The sequence below is a fragment of the Mycolicibacterium mageritense genome, from assembly GCF_010727475.1.
In the GTDB taxonomy this organism is placed as follows: domain Bacteria; phylum Actinomycetota; class Actinomycetes; order Mycobacteriales; family Mycobacteriaceae; genus Mycobacterium; species Mycobacterium mageritense.
This window is the reverse complement of record NZ_AP022567.1, coordinates 7,894,252-7,915,474: the sequence shown is the minus strand read 5'-3', so window position 1 is coordinate 7,915,474 and position 21,223 is coordinate 7,894,252. Positions and strand designations below refer to the sequence as shown.

Annotated in this window: 20 protein-coding genes and 2 tRNA genes; 13 read left to right on the top strand and 9 right to left on the bottom strand. The window is 65.8% G+C overall.

Translation table 11 applies throughout. The annotated features are described in order from the left end of the window. Positions 1-8: 8 nt before the first annotated feature. The 4 genes from G6N67_RS38245 to G6N67_RS38230 form a co-directional block, all read right to left on the bottom strand. Positions 9-836, bottom strand: coding sequence for a DUF1542 domain-containing protein (locus G6N67_RS38245; protein ID WP_036442523.1), 828 nt, complete (start codon positions 834-836; stop codon positions 9-11). Between the two features lie 51 nt (positions 837-887). Further along, complete coding sequence (locus G6N67_RS38240; protein WP_036442525.1) at positions 888-2,072, bottom strand: serine hydrolase domain-containing protein; 1,185 nt, start codon at positions 2,070-2,072, stop codon at positions 888-890. 124 nt (positions 2,073-2,196) lie between these two features. Next, positions 2,197-2,448, bottom strand: a complete 252-nt coding sequence (locus tag G6N67_RS38235; protein ID WP_081812865.1) for a hypothetical protein — start codon at positions 2,446-2,448, stop codon at positions 2,197-2,199. 99 nt (positions 2,449-2,547) lie between these two features. Next, the gene (locus tag G6N67_RS38230) at positions 2,548-3,522 is read right to left on the bottom strand and encodes a helix-turn-helix domain-containing protein (protein WP_036442527.1); all 975 of its coding nucleotides are present in this window, start codon (positions 3,520-3,522) and stop codon (positions 2,548-2,550) included. A gap of 70 nt (positions 3,523-3,592) precedes the next feature. Here G6N67_RS38230 and G6N67_RS38225 point away from each other — a divergent pair, with 70 nt between their 5' ends. Together G6N67_RS38225 and G6N67_RS38220 are read left to right on the top strand one after the other, a co-directional pair. Beyond that, entirely contained in the window at positions 3,593-3,766 is a 174-nt protein-coding gene (locus G6N67_RS38225; RefSeq protein ID WP_163642463.1) for a hypothetical protein, read from the top strand. 157 nt (positions 3,767-3,923) lie between these two features. Next, positions 3,924-4,427 (top strand): hypothetical protein, encoded by a 504-nt coding sequence (locus tag G6N67_RS38220; protein ID WP_163642461.1) that lies wholly within the window; start codon positions 3,924-3,926, stop codon positions 4,425-4,427. A gap of 81 nt (positions 4,428-4,508) precedes the next feature. Here G6N67_RS38220 and G6N67_RS38215 read toward each other — a convergent pair whose 3' ends face one another. The 3 genes from G6N67_RS38215 to G6N67_RS38205 all read right to left on the bottom strand — a co-directional run bounded on the left by G6N67_RS38215 (position 4,509) and on the right by G6N67_RS38205 (position 6,114). Then, positions 4,509-4,838 carry a hypothetical protein gene (locus G6N67_RS38215; RefSeq protein WP_131524877.1) on the bottom strand — a complete coding sequence of 110 codons (330 nt, stop codon included), beginning with the start codon at positions 4,836-4,838 and terminating at the stop codon, positions 4,509-4,511. A 52-nt stretch (positions 4,839-4,890) separates the two neighbouring features. Further along, a complete protein-coding gene (locus G6N67_RS38210) occupies positions 4,891-5,763 on the bottom strand; it encodes a hypothetical protein (protein ID WP_036442533.1) in 873 nt (290 codons plus the stop codon). Between the two features lie 277 nt (positions 5,764-6,040). Next, positions 6,041-6,114 (bottom strand) — tRNA-Gly (locus tag G6N67_RS38205). A gap of 126 nt (positions 6,115-6,240) precedes the next feature. Between G6N67_RS38205 and G6N67_RS38200 the strand changes: the two genes are divergently transcribed. From G6N67_RS38200 to G6N67_RS38155, 10 genes are all read left to right on the top strand, one after another. After that, positions 6,241-6,314: transfer RNA gene (locus tag G6N67_RS38200), tRNA-Pro, on the top strand. A 41-nt stretch (positions 6,315-6,355) separates the two neighbouring features. Then, on the top strand, positions 6,356-7,762 hold the full coding sequence (tig, locus tag G6N67_RS38195) for a trigger factor (protein ID WP_036442535.1): 1,407 nt from the start codon (positions 6,356-6,358) through the stop codon (positions 7,760-7,762). A gap of 121 nt (positions 7,763-7,883) precedes the next feature. Further along, complete coding sequence (locus G6N67_RS38190) at positions 7,884-8,468, top strand: ATP-dependent Clp protease proteolytic subunit (RefSeq protein ID WP_036442537.1); 585 nt, start codon at positions 7,884-7,886, stop codon at positions 8,466-8,468. Continuing rightward, entirely contained in the window at positions 8,465-9,124 is a 660-nt protein-coding gene (locus G6N67_RS38185; protein ID WP_036442539.1) for an ATP-dependent Clp protease proteolytic subunit, read from the top strand. Before G6N67_RS38190 ends, G6N67_RS38185 begins: the two co-directional genes overlap by 4 nt. Before the next feature lie 244 nt (positions 9,125-9,368). Further along, positions 9,369-10,649: an ATP-dependent Clp protease ATP-binding subunit ClpX gene (clpX, locus tag G6N67_RS38180; protein ID WP_036442541.1), complete on the top strand. Its 1,281-nt coding sequence runs from the start codon at positions 9,369-9,371 to the stop codon at positions 10,647-10,649. A 200-nt stretch (positions 10,650-10,849) separates the two neighbouring features. Then, positions 10,850-12,274 carry an APC family permease gene (locus G6N67_RS38175; RefSeq protein WP_051579301.1) on the top strand — a complete coding sequence of 475 codons (1,425 nt, stop codon included), beginning with the start codon at positions 10,850-10,852 and terminating at the stop codon, positions 12,272-12,274. Between the two features lie 24 nt (positions 12,275-12,298). Next, entirely contained in the window at positions 12,299-13,057 is a 759-nt protein-coding gene (locus G6N67_RS38170) for a DeoR/GlpR family DNA-binding transcription regulator (RefSeq protein ID WP_036442543.1), read from the top strand. 10 nt (positions 13,058-13,067) lie between these two features. After that, a complete protein-coding gene (locus G6N67_RS38165; RefSeq protein WP_051579302.1) occupies positions 13,068-14,585 on the top strand; it encodes a GMC family oxidoreductase in 1,518 nt (505 codons plus the stop codon). Continuing rightward, positions 14,585-15,574, top strand: a complete 990-nt coding sequence (locus G6N67_RS38160) for an SIS domain-containing protein (RefSeq protein ID WP_036442546.1) — start codon at positions 14,585-14,587, stop codon at positions 15,572-15,574. Before G6N67_RS38165 ends, G6N67_RS38160 begins: the two co-directional genes overlap by 1 nt. Further along, entirely contained in the window at positions 15,571-16,455 is an 885-nt protein-coding gene (locus G6N67_RS38155) for an ROK family protein (protein WP_036442548.1), read from the top strand. The genes G6N67_RS38160 and G6N67_RS38155 overlap by 4 nt, the downstream gene beginning before the upstream one ends. A 79-nt stretch (positions 16,456-16,534) precedes the next feature. On the opposite strand, the gene G6N67_RS38150 is transcribed toward G6N67_RS38155, so the two are convergent. Both G6N67_RS38150 and fdhD read right to left on the bottom strand, forming a co-directional pair. Next, complete coding sequence (locus G6N67_RS38150; protein WP_036443320.1) at positions 16,535-17,842, bottom strand: glycosyltransferase; 1,308 nt, start codon at positions 17,840-17,842, stop codon at positions 16,535-16,537. A gap of 124 nt (positions 17,843-17,966) precedes the next feature. Beyond that, on the bottom strand, positions 17,967-18,791 hold the full coding sequence (gene fdhD / locus G6N67_RS38145; protein ID WP_036442550.1) for a formate dehydrogenase accessory sulfurtransferase FdhD: 825 nt from the start codon (positions 18,789-18,791) through the stop codon (positions 17,967-17,969). A gap of 211 nt (positions 18,792-19,002) precedes the next feature. Here fdhD and G6N67_RS38140 point away from each other — a divergent pair, with 211 nt between their 5' ends. Further along, positions 19,003-21,177, top strand: coding sequence for a glutamine synthetase III family protein (locus tag G6N67_RS38140; protein WP_036442553.1), 2,175 nt, complete (start codon positions 19,003-19,005; stop codon positions 21,175-21,177). Positions 21,178-21,223: the final 46 nt, after the last annotated feature.

Below are 21,223 nucleotides of genomic sequence, written 5' to 3'. Positions count from 1 at the left end.
CGGCGGGATCAGAAGTCGAAACCGCCGCCGAAATCGCCGCCGCCGAAGTCGAAGCCGCCACCGTCGGATCCGCCGCCGTCCCAGCCGCCGCCGGTGTCGACACCGCCCCAATCGCCACCGCCGTCGGCGCCACCGGCATCGGCGCCGGCGTCCTGGCCGGCCGAGAATCCGTCGGAATAGCCGTCACCGTAACCACTTTCGAAGCCCTGCGCGCCGTAGTCGACGCCGTGCATTCCGGAGAACAGAGCGTCGAACAGCAGCACGGAACCCAGGCCCCACGCGCCTGCGATGAGCGCGGGCTTCCACCACGGTTCGGAGTACCAGCCGGCCGGGACCGGGCGCCCGGCTACCCGGCCGCCGGGGTAGTAGTTGGGCGTGCGTTGCGACGGCGTCGGCGACGCCTCGATCTGCCTGCCCTCGAAGTCGATCTTGCGGTCCTCGGTGACCGCACCCGCCGAGCGTTGCCCGGCCAGCGATTCCAGCTCCGGGCCGGGATCCATGCCCATGGCGGTCCGGGCCGCACGCACGTAGTAGAGCCCCTCGATGGCGCTCTCCTTGGCCAGGGCGGCCTGTTTGGCCGTGGTCGCCTGGTCGATCTGTGACGACGCCGCGGTGTAGCGCTCGGAGGCGTCGGCGAGCGCTTGCTTGGACGCGTCGTCGCTGCCGGTCAGGTTGAGCACCTGGCCGCCGAGGCGTTCGATGACGCGGCGCGCGTCAGCCTTGGCGTCGGCCAGCGATTCGGCCGAGCGCCTGCCGTTGGCCTTCGACGAGCTGTACACGACGAACGCGATCGCGGCGACGACCAGGACGATGAGTACCAGCAAGAAGCTGTTCATGGCGTCCAGCGTACCTACAGGAAACCGCTGTTCCCGGTGCGTGAAGGACGCTCAGATTACGCCGAGAGCGGAGTACACCTCGTTGGACAACGCCACTGTGCGCGGGTCGGCGTTGCACTTGGTGGCGTCGAAGTAGTTCATCACGTACGCGTAGCCGATCCGGTGCTCCAGATCGACGAATGCGAACGAGCCACCCGACCCGCCGTGGCCGAACGTGCGCCGGTTGGGGCCGGCGACGCCGCGCTGGTTGAGCATGAAGCCGAGGCCCCAACCGTGGTCGGCCACGCGCGGTCCCAGCACCACGTCGGTGTCGAACCCGCCCTGCGAAACCCGGCACAGCTCCATGTGTTCGCGGCTGAGCAGCTTCTCCTGGGCGAGCGCGTTGTAGAACGTGGCCATGCCAAGCGCTGACACGTGCGCGTTGGTGCTGGGGAATTCCGCCGAGCGCCAGGCGTCGAGCGCGTGCACGCCGAGCTCGTCGTCGGGGACGAAGTTCATCGACACGGCAAACCCGGCCATCGGATGGTCGTCGAGCGCACCGGGCGGCTGCGACACCCCGTTGTCGGCCAGCACGCCGCGCACGGTGGGCTTGTTGATCATGTCCGCGCACCGGTGGTGTTCGGGAGCGGGCAGGCCGATGTGGACGTCGATGCCCATCGGCTCGGCGATCTCGGTGCGCAGATACTGCCCGAGAGTGCGGCCGGTCACGCGCCGCACGACCTCACCGAGGATGAACCCGAACGTCACCACGTGGTATCCCTGCGCGGTGTCCGGCGGCCACCACGGTTCGGCGGCGGCGATGCGCGCGCACACCGCGTCCCAGTCGGTCACCTCACGCCAGCCCATCGGTTCACGGGGCCCGATCACACCGGACCGGTGCCCGAGCACCATCGCGAGCGTGATGTCCTGTTTGCCGGCCTGCCCGAATTCGGGCCAGTAGCGCGCCACGGGCGCGTGCAGGTCGATCTCACCGCGGTCGGCAAGAAGATGCACGCACGAACTGGTCAGTCCCTTGGAACCGGAGAACACGCTGGCCAAGGTGTCGTGCCGCCACGGACGCGTGCGGTCGGCGTCGGCGTGGCCACCCCACAGGTTGACCACCAGCTCGCCTTCGACCCACACGGCAACCGCGGCACCGATCTCGCCGTGATCGGTGAAATTGCGTTCGAAAGCCGCGCCGACCCTGGCGAACTCCGGAGCGCATGTGCCCGCGATCGGGACGGCTGTGGCGCGCATGCTGCTCCTGGGGGTTCGGGTCGTGACCACCCGAATGTAGGGGCGTTACGGTCCTGCGGCTGTGGTTGCGAGTCGATCGGAAGCGATTCGAAACCGAGTCGTGACGCTCAACGGTAGCCGCGAATCACCAGATCCACGGAAAAGCGCCGTACATCGGGAAATTCTGGACGGCCGGCGGCGAGTCGTTGATCTGGGCGTTTCCAGGCGAGAAGCACTCGCTACCGGCGCTCGTCGACGTGCACCGCTGTGGGGCCGGAGCGATCTTCTGGCTGTCGGTCGGGTGGGTCGGTGTCGGGGCGGCCTGCGCAATGGGCGCCAGGGCGATCGACGCTGCCGCGGCGGCGGTCGCCGTCAACACAACTGGGCGGATCCTCATTTCCTTACCTCCATCGGGCGCGCCTGTGCGCCCTACCGGTTATGAACGGTCGGAACCTCGCCGAGCGGTGTGGGCCGGCTGCGGTTTCGCTGAAATCGGCTATCCCGAGCGCTCGCCCGTGAAGCAACTGCGGTACTCGCTGGGCGTGGTGCGCAGTTGCCGGACGAAGTGGTGCCGGAACGTGACGGGTGAGTCGAAGCCGACGCGCGTGGCGATCTGCTCGATGGACAGCGACGACGACTCCAGCAGTGCGAGGCTGGCCTGGATGCGTTGCCCGATGAGCCATTTGATCGGTGTGGTTCCGGTGGCCTTCGTGAACTGCCGCAGATAGCTCCGCCGGGACAGGGCCGAGCGGGCCGCGAGCTCGTCGAGCGTGATGGGGGAATCGAGATGGGCCAGCGCCCAAGCCATTCCGGCCGCGATGCGCCCGTCTGTCGTCGGTTCCGGGACCGGGCTTTCGATGTACTGCGCCTGCCCGCCCGCGCGGTGCGGTGCGACGACGAGGCGCCGCGCGACGTCGTTGGCGACCTGGGTGCCGTGGTCGGTGCGGACGATGTGCAGACACAGATCCAACCCTGCGGCGCATCCCGCGCTGGTGAGCACGTCGCCCTCGTCGACGTAGAGCGGGCCCGGGTCGACGACGATCTGAGGGTGGCGTCGCGCGAGTTGGTCGACGTAGATCCAATGCGTGGTGGCGCGCCTGCCGTCGAGCACTCCGGCGGCGGCCAACGCGAACGCGCCCGAGCAGATCGACACCAGGCGCGCCCCGCGATCCCGTGCGGAGCGGATGGCGTCGACCACGTCGGGTGACGGCGGTCTGGTCACATCCGGCACGCTGGGGATCACGACCGTGTCTGCGGTCGCCAGGTCGGCCAGCCCGTACGGCGTCGTCACCGTCGCGCCGCCGACCATCCGGAGCTCAGGCTGTTCGGCACACAGCCGGACCGAGTACCACGGCCGCGCGATGCCTGCCGAGAACTGCTCCGACAGCTCGGTGATGCCGAAGATCTCGGCGGCCAATCCGGACTCGAATCCCGACATGCCGTCATAGGCGAGGATCGCCACCGAATGCATGTCACTATCTTAACGAACATCGGCACCAGGGCCACTGTTGGTGGGCGCCCCAACGCGACAGCATCGAGGCATGCTGCATCAGAAGACCTCGTTGTGGACCCGCGCCCAGCGCTACTTGCCCGTGCGCTGCCTCGTTGCCTTCATCGCCGGAATCCACGCCGGCAACGGCATCGCGCACGGTGTCGTGCCCGCGCCCGAGTCACGTGCCCGCCGCACTGCCGATCGGCGCGGCCGAGCGACTTAAGAGAGTTATCCCCGATAGGGCTCACCGTTGTCAGGCGTAGTTTCGGTTGTTCTTCGCCGTTGACCGAAGCGCTCACCAATCGGCGGCTGATGACGGGGCCTTAGCCGGGCCAGCATCACTTGTCGGCAGCAAACCGGCACCCCATATGCTCACCGTCATGTCGCGCACCACCGCCCTTGCTGCTCTGATCGCCCTGGCACTCACCGGCTGCGGATCAACCGCAACCGAAAGCGCTCAGAGCGCCGCAGCCAGTCCGACGACAACGACGACACCTGCGCAGCCGAAGACCCTCGAGGCCGCAACGGCGGTGGCGCAAGAGTGGGCCGACCGTCGAGCGGCTAGCGACTACGCGGGCGTGTGGTTGTTGTTCAACGAGCAGGTTCGCGACGGTATCACCCAAGACGACTACGTGACCCTCAGCGCGACGTGTACGAGTTCCCTCGTTCAGATGCCGACGAAGGCAGTGCCTGTACGGCTCGACGGAGCCGATAAGGCGATCACCCGCCTTGAGGTGATGGGCTTCAAGATTCCGGCGGAACTTGAGTACCAAGACGGCCAGTGGCTACTACTTCCGACGCCAGAGTTCGCGGAAGACCTTGGTAAGCCGGTCCAACAGATCGTCGACGAACGCAAAGCGGAGGGAGATTGCGAGGCGGAATAGTGCTCTGGACGCGATGGCAGCTGCGCCGAGGTACGGGGAAAATGTTGTGCCGCTGTGGGGTTGAGGTGCGACTAGCTGGGTTTACCAGGCCATCATTTCGATGAGTTCGAGGTCGGTATCGAACGGGACGTGCATCCTGGAGTCCATTGCGGGCGTACCGTCAGGCAGCTCAGACTTCCGATACCACACGCTGACTCCTGGGGCCGTGCCCTCGTTGACGTGCTGGACCTTCAAGATCTTCATGCCGAAGTTGTAGCCATTTTCGTTGCCGCCGATCCACTGGCCGATATGGGTGTCATTGAGGTCGCGGGCCTTGAGGCGCACCACCCTGACGGCTGCCTTCGTTTCAGGTCCGGCGGATAGGACGTCGGCGATGTGCATCTCGACTTGCTCTTCCGGGAAAGATGTCAACCGAACCTCCGTTGGTCGTCGCACTGCTTCGGGGTCAGACTGCGGTCAAGCACTACTGCTGTACGTGTCCGCTCTCGAACCAACCAACCAGGTTGACCGCCAGCAGGACCGCCGATTCAGCCTCCTTCTGCGTGACGTCATCCGGCAGTGGGGACTGTGGCAGTCCCCCGTGGCGGTCGTACTGCCCGACCCAGAGCATCCGCATCATGCCAATCAGCACCTCATGAGTGGCAGCCCTGGGATCTTCGCGGAGATGGGGCAGATTGAATTGGCCGCCCTGTTCCATTCGACTGATGACCTTGCCGAGGGTGGGTCCTGGGTCGTTCGGGATGACCACGGGAGCACTAGCATCCTCGACCGCTTTTACGGCGAACCAGTACGCCTTCGACGGGTTGGGGTTGACTCCGAACGCGTCTTCCCACGCGATGGCAAGCCGTTTGCCGGCATTGGGCTTTTGGAACGCCGCTTCGGCAGCGGCCTTGACTCCCTGGGGTACTCGGCGGACAAGTCCGGACTTGCCCTGTCGGTCACCAATATCCCAAGCGGCTCCTGATTGGACGAGGATCTTTCCGAGCTCGTCAATCGCTCCGTTCCGGCGATAAAGTTGCGACGCGAGAAAGTCGACCAGCCGCCAGGTCAAAAGGTCTGGGCCCCGGACTGCGTTCTGGACGGCGTGAAAACTCTCGTCGGCGTACGGGCCACTGTCTGCGATTGAGATCTTCAGCACTCGTTCACATTCCCGCGCTAGGCGGGGATTGAAGATCCGAGTCATCTGCGTCGAGCCAGACGTCGAGAACCGATCGAAGATCCATGTCCACAGCGACCGGTAGAGGTAGTCCGGCACATCCTCGCGGAGCGCCGTGAACACCTCGACCTCTTCTTCTCCAAGTTCGAGAGGTGCCCACTGGTCGTCGGTCGTCGTCATTCTTCGAGTCCTTTTGTCCGCCTTTTGGCGGCATTTTTTTCAGGGCTCTGCAATCGAGCCCGACTGCCATTCACGGTAGACGAACGTCTGTTCGATGCAATGCGACACGCGGGTGCGGGGTGGCGTTGAGCTGAGCCGACGCAACACGGGTTACTCCCTGCTCAGGAGCCCCAATGGCAACACCGGGCTGAGGGCGTATCACCCCGATTCGGGGTACAGCCGGGGTACAAGAACTCAGTCCCTGGCGGGCCGCTACCGCGTCTCCGCAGGTAGCGCGTGGAGCGGGCGACGGGAATCGAACCCGCGTAGCTAGTTTGGAAGACTAGGGCTCTACCATTGAGCTACGCCCGCATGTGCAGCACCAGCACTGTACCGGCACGCCCCGAATCAAATCCAATTGAATGCTCCGTGTCGTCAGCACGTAGTATCTCGCGTGGTCCGTTCGCGGGTTTTGCCGCAGCGGATCGTCACGCCACACGGGGTGTAGCGCAGCTTGGTAGCGCATCCGCTTTGGGAGCGGAAGGCCGCAGGTTCAAATCCTGTCACCCCGACTCGCCCGCCAGTACGACAGAACTATCTAGGAGCAAGAACAGTGAAGAGCACGGTCGAGCAGTTGAGCCCCACGCGGGTGCGCATCAATGTGGAGGTGCCCTTCACCGAGCTTGAGCCCGATTTCGACCGCGCCTTCAAGGAGCTGGCCAAGCAGGTCCGGCTGCCCGGCTTCCGGCCCGGCAAGGCCCCGCGCAAGCTGCTGGAGGCCCGCATCGGCCGCGGCGCGGTGCTGGAGCAGGTCGTCAACGACGCGCTGCCGAGCCGCTACAGCGAGGCCGTCACGGCCTCCGACGTCAAGCCGCTGGGCCAGCCCGAGATCGAGGTGACCAAGCTGGAGGACGGCCAGGAGCTGGCGTTCACCGCCGAGGTCGACGTTCGTCCCGAGATCACGCTGCCCGACCTGGAGTCGCTGAAGATCACGGTCGACCCGATCGAGGTGACCGACGAGGAGGTCGACGCCGAGCTGCAGTCGCTGCGCGCGCGCTTCGGCACCCTGACCGGCGTCGAGCGCGGGGCCCAGGAGGGGGACTTCGTCTCGATCGACCTGTCGGCCACAGTCGACGGCGAAGAGGTTCCCGAGGCCGCCACCGAAGGCTTGTCGCACGAGGTCGGTTCCGGTCAGCTGATCGAGGGTCTCGACGACGCCATCAAGGGACTGAAGGCCGGCGAGTCGAAGGTGTTCACCACCAAGCTCGCCGCCGGTGAGCACGCTGGCAAGGACGCCGAGGTGACCGTGACCGTCAAGTCGGTCAAGGAGCGCGAGCTGCCCGAGCCGGATGACGAATTCGCCCAGCTGGCAAGCGAATTCGACACGTTCGAGGAGCTCAAGGAAAACCTCACCGATCAGGTGCGGCGCGCCAAGAGCGTGCAGCAGGCCGAGCAGATCCGCGACAAGGCGATCGAGGAACTGCTCGAGCAGACCGAGGTGCCGCTGCCCGAGAAGATCGTGCAGGCCCAGATCGACGAGACCCTGCACAACGCGATCCACGGTCTCGACCACGACGAGGACAAGTTCAACGAGGCGCTGACCGAACAGGGCAGCAGCCGCGAGGAATTCGACGCCGACAACAAGTCCAACGCCGAGAAGGCCGTCAAGACCCAGCTGCTGATGGACGCGGTCGCCGACAAGCTCGACATCCAGGTCGGCCAGAACGACCTCACCGAGCGGCTCGTGCTGATGTCGCGTCAGTACGGCATCGAGCCCCAGCAGCTGATCCAGATCCTGTCGCAGAACAACCAGCTGCCCGCGATGTTCGCCGATGTCCGGCGCGGGCTGACCATCGCCGCGGTGGTCCACGCCGCGACCGTCAGCGACACCGACGGCACTGTGATCGACACCACCGAGTTCTTCGGCCCGCCGGCATCCGAGCAGGCCGACGAGGTTGCCGAGGCCGGTGACGACGAGGCCGCCGACGCCGATGAGTCGGACGACACCGCGTCCAAGTGACGCTGTGAGCGAACGCGCCCGTGTACGGGAGTGCACGGCCGCCCGGAGTGGTTAGTGTCGTCGTAGAACCAATGCGTTTACCAAAGACGTAGAAGAAAGCAGGTATCCAGTCGTGACTGACATGCGTGGCGCCGGGCAGGGGCTCAACCTTGTCGACTCGGTGTATGAGCGACTGCTCTCCGAGCGCATCATCTTCCTGGGTTCCCAAGTGGACGACGACATCGCCAACCGGCTGTGCGCGCAGATTCTGCTGCTGTCGGCGGAGGATCCGACCAAGGACATCCATCTCTACATCAACTCGCCCGGCGGCTCGATCAGCGCCGGCATGGCGATCTACGACACCATGGTGCTGGCGCCGTGCGACATCGCCACCTACGCAATGGGTATGGCGGCCTCGATGGGTGAGTTCCTGCTCGCCGCGGGCACCAAGGGCAAGCGGTACGCGTTGCCGCACGCGCGGATCCTGATGCACCAGCCGCTCGGCGGCGTGACGGGCAGCGCGGCCGACATCGCCATCCAGGCCGAGCAGTTCGCGGTCATCAAGAAGGAGATGTTCCGCCTCAACGCCGAATTCACCGGGCAGACCATTGAGCGCATCGAGGCCGATTCCGACCGCGACCGCTGGTTCACCGCGCAGGAAGCGCTTGAGTACGGGTTCGTCGACCACATCATCACCAGCGCCAACATCAACGGAGTCAAGCCATGACCGATATGACCCACCCGTCGTTGGATCCGCGCGTCCAGCCGCAGGCGCGCTACATCCTGCCGTCGTTCATCGAGCACTCCAGCTTCGGCGTCAAGGAGTCCAACCCGTACAACAAGCTGTTCGAGGAACGCATCATCTTCCTCGGCGTGCAGGTGGACGACGCTTCGGCCAACGACATCATGGCCCAGCTGCTGGTGCTGGAGTCGCTGGATCCCGACCGCGACATCACCATGTACATCAACTCGCCCGGTGGTTCGTTCACGTCGCTCATGGCGATCTACGACACCATGCAGTACGTGCGGGCCGACATCCAGACCGTGTGCCTGGGTCAGGCCGCGTCGGCCGCCGCGGTTCTGCTGGCCGCGGGCACGCCCGGCAAGCGGCTCGCGCTGCCCAACGCCCGCGTCCTCATCCACCAGCCTGCGTTGTCGGGCGTGATCCAGGGCCAGTTCTCGGACCTGGAGATCCAGGCCGCCGAGATCGAGCGCATGCGCACCCTCATGGAGAGCACGCTCGCCCGCCACACCGGTAAGGATCCGGCTCAGATCCGCAAGGACACCGACCGCGACAAGATCCTCACGGCCGAGGAGGCCAAGGAGTACGGGATCATCGACACGGTGCTCGAATACCGGAAGTTGTCCGCGCAGTCTGCCTGATGCGGCGCATCGCGAGTCGGGGCGCGACACGCCAGCAGTTCGTGGCCCGTACACACGGCGCCGCGGCGAGTCAGGGGATATGTTGTCGCGAACACAGTTAAATACCACCGACGCGATTCGGCATTATCGGTCGCATCACGCCGGAACAAGCGGGTAGCGTCGGGGTAACACCTGACGGAATTTCGAAGCGACCCATCCGACCAGACCAACACCGACTGCGAACAGGGAGTAGGGCCTCACCACCATGGCGCGCATTGGAGACGGCGGTGACCTGCTGAAGTGCTCGTTCTGCGGCAAGAGCCAAAAGCAGGTCAAAAAGCTCATCGCCGGTCCCGGCGTGTACATCTGTGACGAGTGCATCGACCTCTGCAACGAGATCATCGAGGAAGAGCTCGCCGACGCTGACGACGTCAAACTCGACGAGCTCCCCAAACCCGCGGAGATTCGTGAGTTCCTGGAGGGCTACGTCATCGGCCAGGACACCGCCAAGCGGACCTTGGCCGTCGCGGTCTACAACCATTACAAGCGCATCCAGGCGCAGGAGAAGTCGCGGGACTCGCGGTCCGAGCCCGTCGAGCTGACCAAGTCGAACATCCTGATGTTGGGGCCCACGGGCTGCGGCAAGACGTATCTGGCGCAGACCCTGGCCAAGATGCTCAACGTGCCGTTCGCCATCGCCGACGCCACGGCGCTGACCGAGGCCGGCTATGTCGGTGAGGACGTCGAGAACATTCTGCTCAAGCTGATCCAGGCCGCCGACTACGACGTGAAGCGCGCCGAGACCGGCATCATCTACATCGACGAGGTCGACAAGATCGCCCGTAAGAGCGAGAACCCGTCGATCACCCGCGACGTTTCCGGTGAGGGCGTGCAGCAGGCGCTGCTGAAGATCCTCGAAGGCACGCAGGCCTCGGTGCCACCGCAGGGTGGTCGCAAGCATCCGCATCAGGAGTTCATCCAGATCGACACCACCAACGTGTTGTTCATCGTCGCGGGCGCCTTCGCCGGTCTGGAGAAGATCGTCTCCGACCGAGTTGGCAAGCGCGGCCTCGGATTTGGTGCCGAGGTGCGCAGCAAGGCCGAGATCGACACCCAGGATCACTTCGCCGAGGTGATGCCCGAGGATCTGATCAAGTTCGGTCTGATCCCCGAGTTCATCGGCCGGCTGCCCATCGTCGCGTCGGTGACCAACCTGGACAAGGAATCGCTCGTCCGGATCCTGTCGAAGCCCAAGAACGCGTTGGTCAAGCAGTACACCCGCCTCTTCGAGATGGACGGCGTGGAACTGGAGTTCACCGACGACGCCCTCGAGGCCATCGCCGATCAGGCCATCCACCGCGGCACCGGCGCCCGTGGCCTGCGCGCCATCATGGAAGAGGTGCTGCTGCCGGTGATGTACGACATCCCGAGCCGCGACGACGTCGCGAAGGTGGTCGTCACCAAGGAGACCGTGCAGGACAACGTGCTGCCGACCATCGTGCCGCGCAAGCCTTCCCGGTCCGAGCGCCGCGACAAGAGCGCCTGACCCCCAGGACAGTCGAAAAAGCCCCCGCTACGGCGGGGGCTTTTTCGTGTGCGCATGCTGCGCGAGCAGGAAAGTGCACACAGAGATCGCACATTCCGAACATGATTACGAACAAAACTATTGACTCCGAACATCTAGCACGTGAAGATGATCACTGATGGTGTTCGAGCGAACACCGATCCCGTGAACTTGGAGGCCACATGGCAACGACGGAGGCAAGGGTCGTGCATACCGACCTGCGGAAAGGTTCGATCGGTCTCGCCGGCGTGCTGATGCAGTCGATCGCGCAGATCTCGCCGACGCTCGGCATTTTCTACACCATCGGCTTCGCCACCAGCCAGGCCGGCGTATCCGCGCCGCTCACGTACCTGGCCGCCTTCCTGGTGTGCTCGACCATCGCGGTGCCGATCACGGGACTGGCCCGTCACCTGCCGTCCGCGGGCGGCTTCTACACCTACATCTCCCACGGCATCGGGCCTCGCTGGGGCTTCATCACCGGCTGGCTCTACGCCGTCATGGTCACCGTGGTGCCCGCGGCCTTGGCTGCCTTCACCGGCGCTGTGCTGCATGACGAACTGTCGGCCAAGTACGGCATCGGGGTGCCGTGGTGGGTGTACGCGCTGGCCATCCTGGTGGTCTGCTTCGCGTGCGCGTACCGCGGTATCGTCATCTCGATCCGTTTCCTAGTCGTCATGACGATCTTCGAAATCGCAGTCGGCCTGGGTCTTTCGTTGACCGGAGTGTTCAATCCGGGGCCGGGAGGGGTGAACCTGGACGGCTTCAACCCGAGCTACATCGGTGCCGGCTCCGGATTCTTCCTCGCGATCGTGCTTTCCATCTTCGCCTTCACCGGATTCGAATCGGCAGCCGCGGTCGGCGAGGAATCCCGCGACCCCAAGCGGCTGGTGCCGCAGGCCATCGGCGGTTCGCTGGCCCTGATCGGACTGTTCTACGTCGTGTGCGCCTGGGGTCTGCAAATCGGCTGGGGCACTGACAACCTTGCCGCACTGGCCGATTCGCCGACCGCGCCGGCATTCGTGCTCGCCGACCGGTTGTGGCACGGTGGCTCGCTGATCATTCTGATCGCATTGGTCAATTCGGGGCTCGGGGTCTGCATCGCGTGCACCACGAGCGCCACGCGCACCATCTTCGGGATGGCCCGCACCGGGGCGTTACCTGACCGGTTGGCCCGCGTCAGCGAGTCCCATGGCACTCCGGTGGCCGCGGTGTACCTGGCCTCGATCGTCGCCATCGTCATCACGGTGCTGGTGGGGTTGCCGCTGGGGCCGTACAACCTGTTCAACATGCTTGGCACCACCGGGACGTTCGTCTACATCCCGATCTTCATCCTCGCGAACATCGCGGCATTTCTCTTCTTCCGGCGAAAGCACCCCGAGGAATTCAAGATTCTGCCGTTCGTGGTGTGCCCGCTGATCTCGACCGCCGCACTGCTGACGATCGGCTACAAGAGCATCGTCCCGTTGCCCGACCCGCCGGTGGCCTTCGCACCGTTCATCGCGCTGACCTACCTGTTGTTCGGTGTTGCCGTGCTGTTCGGCCGTAATCTGCGACCGGGCAAGCGCGGCTGGATGGCCAATGCCGGCGAACTGCCCGACGTCAACTGAACGACGACAGATAGGCGAACCCCCATGAACGCGACCGAACGCCAGCGCCACATCCTGGAACTGCTCGACAACCGTGGTCGATTGACCATTGCCGAACTGAGCGCACGGTTCTCGGTGTCGGACATGACGATTCGCCGCGACCTCGCACAGCTGGAGGATGAGGGGCTGTTGCGTCGCACCCATGGGGGTGCGGCACGCACCCAGAGCGGCAATTTCGAGCCACCGTTCGCCATGCGGGCGAGGCTCAACGCCGAGGAGAAGAAGGCGATCGCGCTCAGCGTGGCGGGTGCATTGTCCGATGGAGAGACTGTCATCCTCGATGGCGGCACGACCGGTGTCGCCATCGCGGAGGAGCTCGTCGGCCGAAACCTCACGGTGTGCGCCCTCAACACGCGCGTCGCCGACGTGCTACTCGCATCGCCCGCCACGCGGGTGATGCTGCCCGGGGGGTTGATTCGGCACGGCGAGCAGTCGTTGGTCGGTCCCGCCACCGAACGCATGCTGGCCGATTACCGATTCGACACCTTCGTGATGACGGCGTCTGCGATCGACCTGAACGCCGGGATCACCGAATGGAACGAGGATGACGCCGCCGTGAAACGCGCTGCCTTGGCCTCGTCCACCCGATGCATGGTCGCCTGCGACTCCACGAAGTTCGGCCAGACGGCCTTCGCACGGGTCGCGGCCGTCGACGCCGCCGACCAGATCTACACCGACGCGAACCTGCCCACAGACCAGCGCCACGGGCTCGAAGTGATCGGTATCACCCCCCATATCGCTTAGAAGGAACTGCATGAGCCACACCCTGCCCACTGAAGTCGACACCGTCGTGGTCGGCGGCGGCACCGGAGGTGCCGCGTTCACCGGCATGCTCGCGGCCGTGGGAACCGAATCGGTACTGCTGTTGGAAGCCGGGCCGGACTACGGCAGCTTCGCCGACGGGCGCTGGCCCGCGGATATGCTCAGTGCCAAGGCGATTCCGCTGTCGCACGACTGGGTTTTGCGTGACGGCGCCGGAGCGGGATTCGACCTCCCGCGGGCCAGGATCATCGGCGGTTGCTCATCGCACAACGGGTGCACAGCGGCGCGCAGCGCCCGTGAGGACTACGACGGTTGGACCAGGCAGGGCAATCCCGGTTGGGATGCCGAACTCGTGGTGCCGATGCTGGACTGGGTGCACCAGAGTTTCCGGGTGCGGCGCTACCGCACCGACGAATTGACCAGCGCCCAAAGAGCATTCATCGAAGCCGGAGTGCGGGCAGGGCTGCCGTGGGCGGATGACCTCGACGACGTCGAGGCCGGGCCCGGAATCGGGCCGATGCCGGTCAACATCGTGGATGGTGTGCGGTGGAACGCTGCGTTCGCCTTCCTGGATCCGGTGCGTCATCTCGACCGGTTGCGCGTGGTCGGCGACAGCCCGGTGCATCGCATCCTGTTCGACGGAACCCGTGCTGTCGGAGTGGAGCTCACCGGCGGCACCGTGGTCCGCGCCAACCGGGTCGTGGTGGCGGGCGGGGCGTATCACTCGCCGGCCATCCTGCAGCGCTCCGGTGTCGGTGCAGCGGCGCCCCTGCGCGAACTCGGTATCGCGCCGGTGCTCGACCTGCCCGGTGTGGGGGAGAACCTGCTCGACCACGCCTGCGTGCAACTCGACTTCCACGGCAAGGAGGGCCTGCTCGATGACCTCGCCGAACTCGACTGGAATCCGGATGAGCAGAGCCTCGGCCGGGCACGGTCCTCACACTGCGACGACGGACCGTACGACATGCACGTCTTCATGGTCGCCGGAGCCAACAGCGGCCATCCCGGACTTCCGCCGATCAGCCTCTACGGCGGCGCCATGCGGGCCAAATCGCAAGGTGTGGTGCGCATTACCGGAACAGACGCGGACTCGACACTGCACATCGACCACCGGTACGGCACCGATGCCGCGGGCCACGATCTCGCGGTGCTCGGCGAGGCGCTTGACCTGCTGGGCGCCATGACCGCCGATGCCGAGTTGGCCGCGGTCCTCGGTGCCCAGGCCAACGCCGAGCGTGATCCGCTGAGCCACATCGCCAGTTATTGCCACCCGGCCGGCACCTGCAAGATGGGCCCGGCCGAGGATCGCTCCGCTGTCGTCGACGGCACCGGCGCGGTGCACGGTGCCGACGGGCTCTACGTGGCCGACGCCTCGGTGATGCCGAGCATCACCCGCGGCAACATCAACCTGCCGACCGCGATGATCGGCGCCCGCATCGCGGCGGGAATCGTCGGTCTCAAACCCGCCGACGCGGTCGCCGTGTACAACGAAATCAGCAAGGAGCAGTAGTGCCAACCCCGTTCGAATCTGACATCGCCGACCAGCCCGACGCCTTGCGCGCCTTCCTGGCCGAGCCGGTGTCCGGTGCGCTCGCGCAGGTGCTGCGCCACGACTACGGCCGAATCGTGCTGACCGGTATGGGCTCATCGCACTACGCCGCGCTACCGACGTGGCGGCGCATCGTCGCGACCGGGCGGCCCACCTGGTGGGTGGACAGCGGGCAGTTGCTCGATTCGCCCGAGTTGATCACGCCCGACACCCTGCTGGTCATGACGTCGCAATCCGGCGCGAGCGGTGAGGTGGTGGCGTTGCTCGACAGCGTCTCGCCCGAAGCCCTTGTTGGCGTGACCAACGACTCCGACAGCCCGCTGGGCCGCCAGGCCGGCGTCGTCGTCGACCTGCACAGCGGATCAGAGGCGACCGTCAGCACCAAGAGCTACCTGAACACCCTCGCCGCACATCAGCTCTTGGCCGACATCGTGGCCGGCGCCCCCGGGCCTGACGCGGTCGCGGTGGTGGACGCGGTGGCGGGCTTCGCCGTGCCGACGTTCTTCGACGAGTTGGCCGCTGAGATTGCCGCGGCTGACAGCCGGCTCGTGTACGTCGGATTCAACGACCACGCCGCGACGTCGCTGTACGCGGGATTGATCACCAAGGAAGGTGCAAAGATCCCGGCTGACGGATACGCCGGCGGTCAATTCAGGCATGGCCCACTCGAACTCGCCGGACCTGGGCTGACCGCCGTGCTGTTCAACGGAGATCGGGACAACGCTCCACTGAACCAACTCGCCGCTGACCTGCTGGCGACCGGTTCGGCCGTGGTCACCGTGGGGACGGCAGACGGTGTGGCACCGAACATTCCCGGGCCCTCGGGGCTGCTTGCACAATTGGCGCACGGCGCACTGGTGGCGCAACACCTGACGGTAGCGGTGGCCCGTGCCCGCGGGATCACCCCCGGAGCCTTCGCATACGGCAGCAAGATCACCGCCTCGTTATGAGTCGCTATGTGGGTGTCGACCTGGGCGGCACGGGCACGCGCATCGTCGTGCTCGATGCCGAGGGCCACGTCTGCGCCGATGTGACGACACCCACAGTGCGTGGCGCCAAAGGCACGGAAGCCGTTGCTGCCCTGATAGATTCGGTCGGCTCGTTGGTCGACGCACCGATCGCAGGCATCGGCATCGGCGCAAGCGGACCCGTCGACTCGTCCGGCATCATCCGTAACCCGGCGACCCTGCCCGCCTACTCCGGCACGCCCATTGCCGCGATCATGGCTGATCGGTTCGGGGTGCCGTGCCACATCGAGAACGACGCTGTCACTGCGGCGTTGGGTGAGCATCGTTACGGCGCCAGGGCCGGCAGTGCCGCGATGCTCATGGTGACCCTGGGCACCGGGATCGGTGTGACCATGCTCGTGCGCGGCCACCCGTACCGCGCGGCCGACGGCAGTCATCCCGAGCTGGGGCACCTGTCGGTGAACGGTCCAGCTGTGCAGTGCTATTGCGGCTTGACGACGTGCTGGGAGCAGCTCGCGTCGCGTACCGCACTGGAGGCGTTGGCCGGCGGAGATCCCGAGGAGATCGCCCGGGCGGCCCGGGTTGGGGACGCCGACGCGCGTGCGCTGTTCGAGACCTTCGGTGCGCGGGTCGGCGTGGGGCTGGCGACGCTGTTGAGCATGTTTCGCCCTGACGACGTCGTCATCGGTGGATCGGTGGCCCAATACCTGGACCTCTACGGCACGGCGATGCGACGGCAGCTTCAGCGGAGCGCTGAGTTCGCCTGCGAGCCTGTCATTGTGGCATCGAAGCTGGGCAATCTGGCCGGTGCGGTCGGCGCCGCCGCGATGATGTTTCCGTCCTCTTCGCGAGCAGACACATAGGTACCCGGTACGTCGCCGTTCCGGGTACCGGAGTGTCTGCTCGGCGGGGGCGGCGGGCGGCAGAACGGATCGGCGCAACTCATCGGGTGACCACGCGGCCGCGTTCGGCGATGACTTCGTCGACCAGCGCGGCGATCTCCGCGACACCGTCTCGCCGGGCGAAGGCCGATTCCAGATTGCGTGCGCCGTCGAGATAACGATCGTCGTTGAGCACCGCACGCACCGCGTTGCGGAGGGCGCCCGGCGAGGGTGTTCCGGTGCGCAGGTTGATGCCTGCCCCGGCCCGCGCCACCCGCGCGGCCACCTCCGGCTTGTCCTCGGTGTCGCCCGCGACCACCAGTGGGACGCCACAGGACAGCGCGCGCTGGACGGCACCGTAGCCGCCGTTGGTCACCATCACATCGACCTTCGGCAGCAGCACGTCGTGTGGAACATATTCGGCGACAAAGGTATTGGCCGGCAGTGGCATCTTCAGGAGGCCGACATCCCGGCCACCGGTGGTCGCCACGACCGTGACATCCTCGTCGCCCAGCGCCTCGATGGTCGGCTCGAGCAGTCGGCTCAGGTCCGCGTTGTCGACGGTGCCCTGCGTGACGTGGACGACGGGGCGGTCCAGATCGAGCTGCGGCCACCACGGGGGTGGCCGGAAATCCCGGGTCGGGGCGGGATGGACGGCGCCCACGTATCGCACGGTGTCCGGCAGATCGCTTCGTGGATAGTCGAACTCGGTGACCGTCGGTGCGATCAGCCGGTCGCACAGCATGCCGACATCGAGGATGAAGCACGGCAGCGGGGGAGCGTTCAGCCGATCCAGCTGCTTGTTGGCGGCGCGCTGCGCCTCGCGCAACAGCACCCGCTGGGTCAGCGTGTTGAGGGCGCGATTGCGCAGCCGGCCGAGCCGGGTGGATGACGGTGCCAAACCCAGCCCGCTGGGCGCGGTGTCGCGACTCGTCAGCATCAACGGCGTCGTCGAATACGCCAGGATCGGCGGCCGGCCGGCCCGATCTCCGAGCACGAACGGCAGGATGCCGAAGAAGCCGTAGTCGGCGATGACGGCGTCAAAGTGCTTTTGCGTCAAGAGCTTCGCCAGGGCCCTGTCCTGATGTGCCATCGGTGCCACGAAGAACCGGACGATGTCGAAGTTGACCCGCCGGATACCCGACGTCTCGGCGCGGCCCGGGTTCTCGGCGTCCAGGGTGGTCTCGTCGAGGTCGGCTTCGACGGGTAGTGCCACCGGGGTTGCGCCGACACCGCGAATCGCGGGGGCGTGGCGTGCTGCGGTGAGAACCGTTACCCGGTCGCCTCGGTTCACCAGGCCCTGCGCGACCGTGAGCAGCGGGCCGATGTGGCCCAACGGTCCCAGTGACGCAATCAGAATGTCTGCCATCGTGGCTGCTCCCTCGCGATGATCGGTGAATCGGGCGAATCGATCGTCGGCGATCACCGCGGGGAGCGGCTTGGAGGTTGCGTGGAGATCGGGTGGAGATTGCCGGTAGAACGCGCGTCAGCGGCTAGTACTTGACACGATCGGGACGGGTGTAGACGTTCATCGATTCGCCGCGCAAAAATGCGACCAGCGTCAGCCCGGACTGGCTCGCGAGGTCCACGGCCAGCGATGACGGCGCCGACACCGCGGCCAGCACCGGTATCCCCGCCATCACGGCCTTCTGGGTGAGCTCGAACGACGCGCGGCCACTGACCAGCAAGACCGTCCCGGTCAACGGGATGCGGTCCTGCTCGACGGCCCAGCCGATCACCTTGTCGACGGCGTTGTGCCTGCCGATGTCTTCGCGGACCACCAACATCTTTCCGTCCACGGTGAACAGCGCCGCCCCGTGCAGGCCACCGGTGGTCGCGAAGACCTTCTGGGCGTCGCGGAGCTGGTCGGGCATCGCGGTGAGCGTCTCGGCGGCGACGGATGTCGGGTCGTCACCGGGGCAGTGCTGACTGATCAGCCGGACCGCTTCCAGCGAGGCCTTGCCGCACACCCCGCACGACGATGTGGTGTAGAAGTTGCGGGTGACGTCGACGGCCGGTGCCGGAACGCCGGCGGCCAAGGTCACGTCGAGCACGTTGTAGGTGTTGACGCCGTCTTCGTTGGCGCCGCGGCAGTACCGCACCGTCAGCACATCGTCGCGGCGCCGGATGACCCCCTCGGTCAGGAGGAATCCTTGCGCGAGTTCGACGTCGGAGCCGGGGGTACGCATGGTGACGGTCAGCGGAGTGCCGTTGACCCGGATCTCCAGCGGCTCCTCGACCACCAGGGTTTCGGGCCGTACGACGGCCTGATCGGCGGTGACGTGATGCGCGCGGCGGCGCGCGGTGACGCGGCCCATCAGGACGTGGTGCGTTGGTCGTTGCGGGCGGACATGGCTCCATTGTCCTCCGCTGGGATCGCTGCGGTGTGTGCACCCGACTGTGCGGCTGCCGACCACACCGACACGCAATGTTGACGCGAGTATTCCGTCCTTGACGTCTGCGTAACAGGGCCGCCATCGGGTCTTCCTACTGTGGGCCGGTCACGCACTTGTAGCGATAGGAAGTCCATTGAGCGGAAACGCGGCCCGTCTTCAGGCCATCACCAATGTCGAGGCGTACGTGCCACCGGCGATCAGTTTCGTGCCCGGCGAGGCACCTGGCTCGATCTTCGGTGCGAACGTTTTCACGAAGGCCGAAATGCAGGCGCGGTTGCCCAAATCGGTGTACAAATCCGTCGTCGCGACCATCGAGAAGGGCGCCAAGCTCGATCCCTCGGTGGCCGACGCGGTCGCCGCGGCCATGAAGGACTGGGCGTTGGAGAAGGGTGCCACCCATTACGCACACGTCTTCTACCCCATGACAGGGCTGACCGCCGAGAAGCACGATTCTTTTCTGGAACCCGTCTCCGATGGCCAGACGCTGGCCGAATTCGCAGGCAAGACGCTCATCCAGGGTGAGCCCGACGCGTCGAGTTTCCCGTCGGGCGGCCTGCGCAGCACCTTCGAGGCACGTGGCTACACCGGCTGGGATGTCACCAGCCCGGCCTACATCCTGGAGAACCCGAACGGAAACACGCTGTGTATCCCAACGGTTTTCGTATCGATGACCGGCGAAGCGCTGGATTACAAGACCCCGCTGTTGCGCAGCCAACAGGCCATGGGAATACATGCTGAGCGCATCCTGAAGCTGTTCGGTCACAAGAACCTGGAGAAGGTCGTATCGTTCTGCGGCCCCGAGCAGGAGTACTTCCTGATCGACCGGCACTTCTTCCTGGCCCGGCCAGACCTCATCAACGCGGGTCGCACACTGCTCGGTGCCAAGCCACCCAAGGGCCAGGAGTTCGACGACCACTACTTCGGTGCGGTACCCGAGCGGGTGCTGGGCTTCATGATGGACACCGAGCGGGAGCTGTTCAAGCTCGGTATCCCCGCCAAGACCCGGCACAACGAGGTGGCACCCGGTCAGTTCGAGGTGGCGCCGATGTTCGAGCGGGCCAACCTCGCCTCCGATCACCAGCAGCTGCTGATGACTGTGTTCAAGACCATCGCCAAGAAGCACGGCATGGAATGCCTCTTCCACGAGAAGCCGTTCGCGGGCGTCAACGGGTCGGGCAAGCACGTCAACTTCTCGGTCGGCAACTCCGAACTCGGATCGCTGCTGGTTCCGGGCGACACTCCCCACGAGAACGCGCAGTTCCTGGTGTTCTGCGCGGCGGTCATCCGCGCGGTCCACAAATATGCCGGGCTGCTGCGTGTTTCGGTCGCCTCGGCCACCAACGACCACCGGCTGGGCGCCAATGAAGCGCCACCGGCCATCATCTCGATCTTCCTCGGTGATCAGCTGGCCGACGTGTTCGAGCAGATCGCCAAGGGCGCGGCGACATCGTCGAAGGGCAAGGGCTCGATGATCATCGGCGTCGACACCCTGCCGGTACTGCCGACCGACCCGGGCGACCGCAACCGCACCAGCCCGTTTGCCTTCACCGGCAACCGTTTCGAATTCCGCGCCCCCGGTTCGGGGCAGACCGTCGCGGTGCCGATGATCATCCTCAACACCATCATGGCCGACTCGTTCGACCACATTGCGACGCTGCTGGAGCAGGCGATTGCCGATGGTGAAGAGTTCGACACGGCCGTGCAGAAGTTGCTCACCGACATCATCACCGAACACGGCGCGGTGGTGTTCAACGGCGACGGGTACTCCGACAACTGGCAGGTCGAAGCCGCCAGCCGGGGCCTGCCCAACTTCAAGACCACGTTGGACGCGTTGCCTGCGCTGATCGCGCCTGAGTCCGTCGAGCTGTTCGAGAAGTACGGAGTGTTCAACGAGCGGGAGCTGCACAGCCGTTACGAGGTCCGGTTGGAGCAGTACGCGCTGACGATCGGCGTGGAGGCGAAGCTCGCGCTCGAGCTGGCCTCCACGGTGGTCCTGCCGGCCGCCATCCGGTATCAAACCGAGCTCGCCCACAATGTCGCGACCCTCAAGGCTGCCGGCATCGAGGCGGACATGACTCTGCTGCACCAGGTTTCAGAGCCCATCAGCGCATTGTCGGTGGCCTTGGCGGCGCTGAAGGCCGGACTGTCACACCACAGCGACAGCGCGCTGGAAGAGGCTGTCAACGCCCGTGACACGCTGCTGCCCGCGATGGCGGACGTCCGTGCCGCATCGGACACGTTGGAGGGTCTGGTGGCCGACGACCTGTGGCCGTTGCCGACATATCAGGAGATGCTCTACATCCTCTGACCGGGTCGTCGCCGGGTGTGGGGTTGGTCCCGTTCGGGGCCCCGGT